The sequence below is a fragment of the Alicyclobacillus mali NBRC 102425 genome (genome assembly GCF_001570745.1).
GTDB classification, from domain to species: domain Bacteria; phylum Bacillota; class Bacilli; order Alicyclobacillales; family Alicyclobacillaceae; genus Alicyclobacillus; species Alicyclobacillus mali.
In genome coordinates this window covers 1-10,508 of record NZ_BCSG01000057.1, presented here as the reverse complement: position 1 = coordinate 10,508, position 10,508 = coordinate 1, and the positions used below count along the sequence as shown (strand labels likewise).

The following is a 10,508-nucleotide window of genomic DNA, read 5'->3' as shown; positions in this document are numbered from 1 at the left end:
GTCCGTATCTGTGGGCGACTCCTCCTTCCATGACATTTGTGACCGCCTTCGCCATCACGCGAGCCAATCGTGGGGAAGAAGCTCTCCCAGCCTCACAATCACGCCCGGCGCCACCATCACCTCAGCCTCCCGGTTATCGGGATGAAGTTGGCGAATGAATTCCCTGCAGCGCCCGCAGGGCGGTAAGATCCGGCCGTCGCGTCCCACCGCCACGATGCGGACAATGCGGTTTTCCCCGGCCGTGATCATGGCAGCCGCGGCCGCATGTTCAGCGCAGAAGCCAAGCGAGCACGCCGTGTCGATGCACACGCCCACGTACACGTGTCCCTCGTCCGTCTCGAGCGCTGCCGCCACGGATCCCGCCGTCGCCTCCGGCGACAGTTGCCGAAACCCATACACGGATTGCGCTCTCGCGATGAGTTCATCAAACGTCACCGGCGCGCCTCCATTCCACGGTCGAAGCTGAATCCGGGCAAAGCTGAATCCGTTTTCCCTGCGATCACGGCCCATCCTTCGCCCCGCCGAACCTGGGCGAAAACCCGAGAAAACCGGCAGCTTATCTGAAAAACTGGGTCCAACCGCTCGTCACGGCGAAACCAAGGCGGCGATAGATGCCACCGGCATTGGGATTGTCGTAGTACAGACAGAGCGTCTTGCCGCGCTCGTCGAAGACGTCGCACAGCTTGGCCACGCACCGCGTGGCATAGCCCAGTCCCCGGTACAGAGGACGTGTGCAAACGCCGACGACCATCGCCGTCCACGTGTTCTCAGCCACCGCGCTCGCAGAAGCCGCCATCTCGCCGCGCTCGCCGGGGACGTAGAAGCACAGCGTGTCTCCCGCTTCAAACGACTGGCGCAGCGACAATTCGGTCGTGTTGCTATTGGCGAACTCTGCGATGCTCTTTCGCAACTGCCACAGTTGGCCGACGTGATCGACCGTCGCCTGATGGACTCCTGTGGTGTCGACGAAAGGCCTCGGCGCGCCCGGTGGACGTTCGGCAAACGCGAACTCCCGCACGAACCGCGGTTGAAATCCTCCCACGTCCTGCAACAGGCTGAGCGACACCGAATCCCCCTGCACCATCGACCACGCCGTATTCGACTGGAGCATGCGCACGACCTCGGCCACACCCGCGGGACCCTCGGACGAAAAAATATAGCTTCCGTAGAAGCGCAAGAGGATTGCGCTCACGTTCCCATCGGACAGGTATCCGTACACCTCTTGAAAGGGCGCGTCGTAGCCGTACCGCTCGATGTCACCTGTTAGGAACGTGTGAAGCGCCGGTCGCTTGGACAAGTAGGCGACGACGCGATCGTGATCGGACGCTGTCAGCCTGCGGAACATGCGGTCACTCTCCTCGTCTCGACCAGCGCCTCACGGCCTTACTTCTCTTTGACGATCGCGTTCACCACGATGAAGCAAAGTCCCACAAACGTCGCGAAGGCGAGAAACATCGCGCTCGTATGAATCAGAAAGTCCCAGAACGCGTTCTGCACGGAAACCGCCTCCTCCAATCGCATCGTAACAGACGGGGGCGCGTCAATCCAGCGCGCCCCATCCGCTCACTCCTCTGAATCGTCGTCATCCTTGACCACGCGGCTGACGGAGGCCACCTCAACGCCTTCATCGACGTTGATGAGCCGCACGCCCTGCGTGTTCCGGCTCAGCGTGGAGACGTCGCGGACGTGGATGCGGATGGCCACACCGGCCTGCGTCACGATCATCACGTCGTCGTCCTCTGTCACCATGCACATCTCGATGGCGTTGCCGTTCTTCGGCGTGCAGTTAAGCGTCTTGATGCCCTTGCCGCCGCGCGACTGGGCGCGATACTCGCTCACCGGCGTGCGCTTGCCGTAGCCGCGAGAGGTGACGACGAGCACGTCGTGATCGTCCTCCGCCACATCCATGGCAATGACCTCGTCGCCTGCGCTGAGCGAGATGCCTTTTACACCGGTGGCGGCGCGGCCCATCGGGCGCACATCGGTCTCCGGGAAGCGGATGGCGAGCCCGTTGCGCGTGACCATCATGATCTCCTTCTTCCCGTCCGTCAGCTTCACGCCGACGAGATCGTCGTCGTCGCGGAGGTTGATGGCAATCAGCCCGTTCTTGCGCACGTTCGAGTACTCGGCGAGCGGCGTCTTCTTCACGATGCCATGGCGCGTGGCGAAGAACAGGTGCGTGTCGCCGATCTCGGCCGGATCGAGCGACTTCACCGGGATCATCGCGGTGACCTTCTCGCCCTGCTCCACGTTGAGCAGATTCACAATCGGCGTGCCGCGCGCCTGCCGGCTAAATTCCGACACGTCGTAGGCCTTGATGGCATACATACGCCCGCGATTGGTGAAGAAGAGCAAATAGTCGTGCGTCGACGTCACGTGCAGCCCGGTGACGAAGTCTTCCTCGTGGGCGTTGATCAGCGTCATTCCCCGGCCGCCGCGGCGCTGGCTGTGGTACGTCGACAGCGGCAGCCGCTTGATATAGCCGCGGTGCGTCAGGGCGATCACGACGTCGTGCACGGGAATGAGGTCCTCTTCGCTGATCTCGCCCTCGGCATTGACGATACGCGTGCGCCGCTCGTCGCCAAACCGCTCCCGGATCTCCAGGATCTCCTGCCGAATGACGTTGTCCAGGAGCTTCGGATCGGCCAGGATGGCCTTGAGTTCGGCGATGCGCTGCTGCAACTCCTGATACTCCGCCTCAATCTTCTCCCGCTCGAGGCCCGTCAGCCGCTGCAAGCGCATATCCAGGATGGCCTGCGCCTGCTCTTCCGAAAGGCCGAACCTCGAGATGAGTCCCTGGCGCGCCTCGTCGACGGTGCGCGAGCTTCGGATGAGGGAAATGACCTCGTCCAGGTGATCGAGCGCGATGCGCAGACCTTCCAGGATGTGCGCCCGCGCCTCGGCTTTGGCGAGATCGTACTGCGTCCTGCGTCGGACGACGTCCCGCTGGTGATTCAGGTAGTGCACGAGCGTCTCGCGCAGCGTGAGCACCTTCGGCTCGCCGTTCACGAGTGCCAGATTGATGACACCAAAACTCGTCTGCAGGGCCGTGTGCTTGAACAGGTTGTTCAGCACCACCTGCGGGCGCACATCGCGGCGCAGCTCGATCACGACGCGCATGCCGCGCCGATCGCTCTCGTCGCGGAGATCCGTGATGCCGTCGATCTTCTTCTCGCGCGCGAGTTCCGCAATTTTCTCGACGATGCGCGCCTTGTTCTGCTGATATGGGATCTCCGTCACCACGATGCGCGTCTTGCCGCCGGAAAGCTCCTCGAAATGGGTGACCGCGCGCACTGTGATGGATCCGCGGCCTGTCTCGTACGCCTTGCGAATGCCGTCGCGGCCCAGGATCACGCCACCCGTCGGGAAGTCCGGGCCCTTGATGACCGTCATCAGGTCCTCGATGGTCGCATCCGGATGGTCGATCAGCATGACGACGCCATCGATCACCTCGCGCAGGTTGTGCGGCGGGATGTTCGTGGCCATGCCGACGGCGATACCACTCGACCCGTTGACGAGCAGGTTCGGGAAGCGGGACGGGAGGACGATGGGCTCTTCTTCCTGCTCGTCGTAGTTCGGAACAAAGTCGACCGTCTCCTTGTTGATGTCCCGCAGGAGCTCGAGCGCGATGGCGGACATGCGCGACTCGGTGTACCTCATGGCCGCGGCCGCATCCCCGTCGATCGACCCAAAGTTTCCGTGTCCGTCAATCAGCGGATATCGCGTCGAGAAGTCCTGCGCCAGCCTCACCAGGGCCTCGTACACCGCGGCGTCGCCGTGCGGGTGGAACTTACCCAGCACGTCGCCGACGATGCGCGATGACTTCTTGTACGGCTTGTCCGGCGTCATGCCCGCCTCGTACATCGCGTACAGGATGCGCCTGTGAACTGGCTTCAGGCCGTCGCGCACGTCCGGAATGGCCCGGGCGACGATGACGCTCATCGCGTAATCAAGAAACGAATTGCGCAGCTCGTGGCTGATATCCACCGGCATAATGCCGCGAGAGCTGCTCTCGTCTGCCATGCATGCCACCTCTCATCTGATTCCACCCGGGCCAAGCGGCGCCCGTGTGCCCGTGTCAGACATCCAAATTGCGGACAAATCGCGCGTGTTCCGCGATGAAATCCCGCCGCGGCTCGACCTTGTCGCCCATGAGGATGCTGAAGATCATGTCCGCGTCCATCGCGTCCTCCATCGTGACGCGGAGCAGCGTGCGCGACTCCGGATCCATCGTCGTCTCCCACAACTGGTCGGCGTTCATCTCACCGAGCCCCTTGTACCGCTGCAGTCGCACGCCCTCGCGGCCCATCTCCTGCAGGATCTGTTCGAGCTGGGCATCGGAATAGGCGTACCGCACCACCTTGCCCTTCTCGATCTTGTAAAGCGGCGGCTGGGCGATGTAGATGTACCCCGCGTCGATGAGCGGCCGCATGAACCGGTAGAAGAGCGTGAGCAACAGGATGCGAATATGGCTCCCGTCGTGATCGGCATCCGTCATGATGACAATTTTGTGATAGCGGGCCTTCGAGATGTCGAAGTCGTCGCCAATCCCCGTGCCGCACGCGGTGATGATGGCGCGGATTTCTTCGTTCGCCAAGACCTTGTCCAGGCGCGCCTTTTCGACGTTGATGATCTTCCCCCGCAGCGGCAGAATCGCCTGCGTCTGCGGATCTCGTCCCATCTTGGCCGATCCGCCCGCGGAATCTCCCTCGACGAGAAACAACTCCGACCGCTCCGGATCCTTCGAGCCGCAATCGGTCAGCTTGCCGGGGAGGCTCGTCACGTCCATCTTCTTGCTGCGCGTCAACTCGCGCGCGCGCCTCGCCGCCTCGCGAGCCCTGGCAGCGAGAATGCATTTGTCCACAATCTTCCTCGCGATGGACGGATTCTCCTCCAGGAAGATTTGCATCCGCTCGGCGAACAGCGTCTCGACAATACCGCGGACCTCGCTGTTGCCAAGCTTCGTCTTAGTCTGGCCCTCGAACTGCGGCTCAGGAACCTTGACGCTCACGACGGCGGTAAGTCCCTCGCGGACGTCGTCGCCCGTCATGCTGTTGTCGTTTGACTTCAGCATGCCGAACCTCCGGGCGTAGTCGTTGATCACGCGCGTCAGCGCGCTCTTGAAGCCGGCCTCATGCGTGCCGCCCTCCGCCGTGTTGATGTTGTTCGCGAACGAATACACCGTGGCGCTGAATCCGTCGTTGTACTGGAGGGCGATCTCGACCGCCACGTCGTCCTTCACCGCAGAGACGTAGATGGGATCGTCAAACAGCACGTCCTTCGACTGATTCAGCCAGCGAACGAACTCCGCCACGCCGCCATCGTACTTGAAGACCGCGCGCTTGCCACCCTCGCGCTCGTCCTCGAACACGATCTCAAGCCCCGCGTTGAGGAAGGCAAGTTCGCGCAGGCGATTCGCGAGCGTCTCAGCAGAGAATACCGTCGTCTCGGTGAAGATCTCCGGATCCGGCTTAAACGAGACCTTCGTGCCTGTTTTGTCCGTCGTGCCAATGACCTTCAGGTCGTAGAGCGGCGTGCCGCGCTCGTACTCCTGCACATAAATGTGGCCGTCGCGATGGACCTCGACGCGCAACCACTCAGAGAGAGCGTTCACCACCGACGCGCCCACCCCGTGCAGGCCGCCCGAGACCTTGTACCCTTTGCCGCCGAACTTGCCGCCCGCGTGCAGCGTCGTCAACACCGTTTCCACCGCAGGCCTGCCAGTTTTCGGGTGAATGCCCACGGGAAACCCGGCCCCGTTGTCTGTCACCGTCACGCTGTTGTCCGGATGCACCTGCACCACGATGCGCGTGCATCGCCCGGCAAGGGCCTCGTCCACCGCGTTGTCGACAATCTCCCACACGAGGTGGTGCAAACCTTTGGCGCTGGTCGACCCAATATACATGCCAGGCCGCTTGCGCACGGCCTGGAGCCCTTCCAGGACCTCAATCTGCGATTCGTCGTACACCTGTTCCGGTATTCGATCCGCCAAAGAAATTCCCTCCGCCTCCGAACACAACAAAAAGCGGCTCGGCGTCCATCTTCTCAGGATCGCCGAGTTTACCGCACTTCAGACGCGTTCTTCGGCTATTATACCAGAACAAACTCGGAACAGCCGGAAATCGTCCAGCTCCTGGCCGAGCCGATTCAAGCTCGTCGTGGTGATCACCGTCTGCACCTTGCGGCTCATGCCGAGCACGAGGTTGCGCTGGCGGAGATCGTCGAGTTCCGACAACACGTCGTCGAGCAGCAGCACGGGATACTCGCCGAGCTCCTCATGCATGAAGTCGATCTCGGCGAGCCGAAGCGAGAGCGCGATGGTGCGCTGCTGTCCCTGACTGGCCGCTGTGTGCACCTCGCGGCCGTCGAGAAAGAGGAGAATGTCGTCCCGGTGCGGGCCGACGCTCGTCGTGCCGAACCGCAAGTCTTGTGCGCGACTCCGTTCAAGCGCGCGCTCGATGAAGGCTCCCATCTCCTCGACGGTCATGCCTTCCGCAAGCCCTGACACCGAGCTTCGGTACGCGAGTGAAAATGTCTCCCGGCCGCTGGCGATATCGCTGTAGATGCGAGCGGCATAGTTGCGCAGCCGCTCGAGAAAGCGCAGACGCCGATGAATGACGTGCGCCCCATGAAGCGCCAGCTGTCCATCATAGGCGGCCAGCATGTCGTCATCGGGCGCGAGAGAGGACGATTTGAGCCAGCGATTGCGCTGAAGCACCGCGCGATTGTACAGGCTCAGGTGATGAAGATACAACGGCTCCATCTGTCCCAGTTCCGTGTCGAGAAACCGGCGCCGAATGCGCGGACCGCCCTTGACGAGATCGAGGTCCTCGGGCGCAAACAGGACCACCTGCACCTGACCGACAAACTCCGTCATCCGCCCCACCTGAACGCCATTGACGAACGCTCTGCGCCCATCCGGTCCAAGTTCCAGCTTCAGGCGCCGGTCTCCGTACCGAGTCGAGGCCTCCAGAATGATCTGTGCACGGTCCTGTTCCCAGCGAATGAGGTCGCGATCGCGATGAGCCCTGTGCGATTTGCCCACAGCGATGAGCAACATCGCCTCCATCGCGTTCGTCTTTCCCTGGCCGTTTTCGCCGACGAGCACGTTCACCCCAGGGGACAACTCGATCTCGGCCGTCGGGTAGTTGCGAAAGTTGCTCAGTTCAACGCGGCGGATGTCCATCCGGTTCACTCACCACGCGATACGCAGCGCCTTCCACCAGGACCTCGTCTCCGTCGCGCAGTTTCCTCCCTCGCCGCGTCTCAACCGCGCCGTTGACGAGCACCCGGCCTTCCGCGAGCAACGACTTGACCTCTCCGCCCGATGCCACAATCTGCGCCTTTTTCAGCAGTTGCCCCAGCGTGATGTATTCCCCATGAATCTGAATGTCCATCACGACCTCCAGAGAATCGGCGAGATGAGCTGTAGCATGGACGGATCGCCACTTCGCTCAAGGACGAAGGCCTGGTTAGCCCCGTTGAAGCGAATCGCGATTTCCGCGGCGTCCAAGGCGCGCACGGCCTCAATCACGTATCGACCGTTGAAGGCAATCTGCAGATCGTCGCCTTCCTTGCGCAGAACATGGAGCGTTTCCGAGACGTTGCCGACCTCCGGGGAGTGCGAGGTGACCGTGATGGTCTCCCCCGTGAGTTCGAGCCGCACCATGTGATTGTCCTTGTCACGCGCGATGAGCGCGGCGCGATCGATGGCATTGAGAAACGCATCGCTCTCCAGCACCACCTGGGTGCGCGCCGAACGTGGAATGAGGCGCGAGGTGTCTGGATACGTGCCCTCGAGAAGCCGGGTGTAGAAGCGCGTAGGTCCGATGACGAAGAGGCCATGGCTCGGCGTCAGCACCATTTCGACTGGCGTCTCGTCCTCGGGGAGAATCTTCGAGAGCTCGGAGAGCGACTTCGCCGGGATGACCACCTGGCGCTCAGGCAAATCCGCATGTGGCACGCGGTGCTGCGCGAGCCGGAGTCCGTCCGTGGCGATGAACGTGAGATGTGTCGGATCGGACGTGATGGACACGCCGGTCAGGACGGGGCGCACCTCGGAAGTGGCCGCGGCAAAGACGGTGGATTCGATGAGCTTCTCCAGGGTGCCGGCGGAAATGTGCATGCTCTCGTAGCCCATGAAGTTCGGCAGTTCCGGGAACTCTTCCGCATCGATGCCGTGAAGATGAAACTCCACGCTTTGCGCTGAGATTTCGGTCATATAGTTGGCGTCGACGCGCATATGAATCTCGGTATCCGGGAGCTTGCGCACGATATCGCCGAAGTATCGCGCAGGCAGCACGATGGCGCCCGTCCGCTGCACGCGCAGGCCAGTGTCATCGCCGACGGGGACGCGCGTCTGAATCGCCAGCTCGAGATCGTACGCGGTGGCGATCATTTCATCCTCGTGAAGTTCAATCAGGATGCCCATCAGCACCTGTTTTGGGGTTCGCACGGCAACGGCCTTGGAGACGATCTGCAGGGCGTTCGCGAGCGCCTGTTTTTGGAGTGAGAATTCCATGCGTCGACTCCCTTCCCTGTGCATCTCGGCGTTCGTGTCCTCATGGCCGTCCCATAGGATCAGGAGGAGAAGAAGGAAGGATCCTGATCGTCATGATCATGATCAGGGCGGTGGATATGTGGACAACCCGTCGATCCCGCCGGTACATTCATGCACAGCCTGTTGATAAATTTGTGGATAAGTGCGCCAAATCTCGCTTTCCACCTGTGGACAAGTTGTTTATATGAGCGTTCTTATCGCCTGGCTGAGCCTGTCGATGGTCGCGCGGAGGTCGTCGTCCCTCATCATTTCCTCGTGGACGCGTTCGCAAGCGTGCATGACGGTTGTGTGATCTCGTCCACCGAATGCGTCTCCGATGCGAGGCAGCGACAGATCCGTCAGTTCGCGCGTGAGGTACATCGCAATCTGGCGCGGAAACGCGATGTTGCGCGTGCGCTTCTTTCCCTTCAGGTCGTCAACCTTGAGTCCATAGTGATCAGCCACCACTTTCTGCACGTGGCTCACCGTCACGGAGCGGGGGCGGTTCGGGTGGATGAGGTCCTTGAGGGCCTCTTCCGCGAGCGGCACGCTGAGATCTTCTTTCGCCAGCGAGGAGTATGCAATCACGCGCGTGAGCGCGCCCTCCAGCTCGCGAATGTTCGAGTCGATCTGGTTGGCGATGAAGGACAGAACGTCCACCGGGACTTCCAGGCCATCCGCCTTGGCTTTGCGCTGGAGGATGGCGATGCGCGTCTCTAGGTCAGGCGGTTGGATATCCGTAATAAGTCCCCATTCGAAGCGCGAGCGCAGGCGATCTTCGAGCGTGGGTATCTCCCGCGGCGGCCGATCGCTCGAAATCACAATTTGCTTTCCCACCTCGTGCAGGCTGTTGAACGTGTGGAAGAACTCCTCCTGCGTCTGTTCCTTATTCGCAATGAATTGAATGTCGTCAATCAACAGGACGTCGACCGTGCGATACCGAGCGCGAAAAGAGTCAGGGTTCTTGTCGCGGATGGCCGCGATGAACTCGTTGGTGAAGCGTTCGGACGATATGTAGCTCACTTTGAAATCCGGATAGTGTTGGCGAACGTAGTGACCAATCGCATGCATGAGGTGCGTCTTTCCAAGGCCGACGCCGCCGTAGATGAAGAGTGGATTATAGGCGTTCGCCGGACGCTCCGCAACGGCAAGGCACGCGGCGTGTGCGAAGCGATTCCCCGCGCCGATGACAAACGACTCGAAGGTATAGCGGGGATTCAGATGTGTCTCGGACTCCTCTTCGAGCGCGATGGGTTCGGGTGAGCGGCGGACCGTCACGGCTGGGGGATGCGCGTCGTCCTCCGTCACGAACCGCACGCGGTACTCTCGGTCCATGAGCGTCATCATGAGCGTCTCCACGAGCGATGTGTAATGCTCGGACAGCCAGTTGCGTACAAATACAGAGGGCGCAGAGACGTACACCGTTTGGTCCGACTCATCGATGCGGACAATGTGGGTGTCCTCGAACCAGGTGCTGTAGGTGGGCCCGGAGACCTTATCCTGAACCATCTGGAGGACCTGATTCCACAGCGCGTCGTAGGTCGGATCGACTTTGGTACTCATCACAAAAGGTTCCCCCTAGTGTTGAAAGAACTTGTCCACAGCACGCGGGAGTATGACGAACGTAGGAAGTTCGGGTTGTCGTCGATGTCACCTGTGGACTTGTGAATCATGAAAATCCACATGTGCAGAAGCTGTGGGAAACGTTGTCCACAGGGTGTGGATAAGGTTGTGGATGAATGAGTTCCACAGGCTCGGTTGTGGATAACGGATAGCGCAGATCATAGCAGGATCCGGCGCGTCGAGCAATGTCGAAAAACGTCTTTCCACAGGATCCACGGATCCACATGCCGAGGTATCCACAGGCTGTTGACGTGTGGACAGGCTTGTGGATGATGAGGGCATTCGCGGGCGAAGAATGCATGGGTGGGACGCAGTTGTCCACATGTGGATAGTGGAGAATTGAACA

8 protein-coding genes are annotated in these 10,508 nt (G+C 61.2%); all 8 read right to left on the bottom strand.

Annotated elements, in window-relative coordinates; genetic code table 11:
* Positions 1-54: 54 nt before the first annotated feature.
* Positions 55-435: a cytidine deaminase family protein gene (locus AMA01_RS13075; protein ID WP_067851668.1), complete on the bottom strand. Its 381-nt coding sequence runs from the start codon at positions 433-435 to the stop codon at positions 55-57.
* Between the two features lie 121 nt (positions 436-556).
* A complete protein-coding gene (locus AMA01_RS13070; protein WP_067851666.1) occupies positions 557-1,345 on the bottom strand; it encodes a GNAT family N-acetyltransferase in 789 nt (262 codons plus the stop codon).
* Positions 1,346-1,563: 218 nt separating this feature from the next.
* Positions 1,564-4,023, bottom strand: coding sequence for a DNA gyrase subunit A (gene gyrA, locus AMA01_RS13065; RefSeq protein ID WP_067851664.1), 2,460 nt, complete (start codon positions 4,021-4,023; stop codon positions 1,564-1,566).
* 55 nt (positions 4,024-4,078) lie between these two features.
* Positions 4,079-5,992, bottom strand: a complete 1,914-nt coding sequence (gene gyrB / locus AMA01_RS13060) for a DNA topoisomerase (ATP-hydrolyzing) subunit B (protein WP_067851662.1) — start codon at positions 5,990-5,992, stop codon at positions 4,079-4,081.
* 78 nt (positions 5,993-6,070) lie between these two features.
* Complete coding sequence (gene recF / locus AMA01_RS13055; RefSeq protein WP_067851660.1) at positions 6,071-7,186, bottom strand: DNA replication/repair protein RecF; 1,116 nt, start codon at positions 7,184-7,186, stop codon at positions 6,071-6,073.
* On the bottom strand, positions 7,167-7,397 hold the full coding sequence (gene yaaA / locus AMA01_RS13050) for a S4 domain-containing protein YaaA (RefSeq protein WP_067851658.1): 231 nt from the start codon (positions 7,395-7,397) through the stop codon (positions 7,167-7,169). Before yaaA ends, recF begins: the two co-directional genes overlap by 20 nt.
* Complete coding sequence (gene dnaN, locus AMA01_RS13045) at positions 7,397-8,521, bottom strand: DNA polymerase III subunit beta (protein ID WP_067851657.1); 1,125 nt, start codon at positions 8,519-8,521, stop codon at positions 7,397-7,399. Before dnaN ends, yaaA begins: the two co-directional genes overlap by 1 nt.
* Before the next feature lie 219 nt (positions 8,522-8,740).
* On the bottom strand, positions 8,741-10,105 hold the full coding sequence (gene dnaA, locus AMA01_RS13040) for a chromosomal replication initiator protein DnaA (protein WP_082744194.1): 1,365 nt from the start codon (positions 10,103-10,105) through the stop codon (positions 8,741-8,743).
* Positions 10,106-10,508 lie beyond the last annotated feature (403 nt).

Excerpts from the sequence above, each read along its gene's own strand:
- AMA01_RS13070 (WP_067851666.1), bottom strand. The coding sequence starts at position 1,345 with ATGTTCCGCAGGCTGACAGCGTCCGATCACGATCGCGTCGTCGCCTAC.
- recF (WP_067851660.1), bottom strand. The coding sequence starts at position 7,186 with ATGGACATCCGCCGCGTTGAACTGAGCAACTTTCGCAACTACCCGACG.
- yaaA (WP_067851658.1), bottom strand. The coding sequence starts at position 7,397 with ATGGACATTCAGATTCATGGGGAATACATCACGCTGGGGCAACTGCTG.
- gyrA (WP_067851664.1), bottom strand. The coding sequence starts at position 4,023 with ATGGCAGACGAGAGCAGCTCTCGCGGCATTATGCCGGTGGATATCAGC.
- dnaN (WP_067851657.1), bottom strand. The coding sequence starts at position 8,521 with ATGGAATTCTCACTCCAAAAACAGGCGCTCGCGAACGCCCTGCAGATC.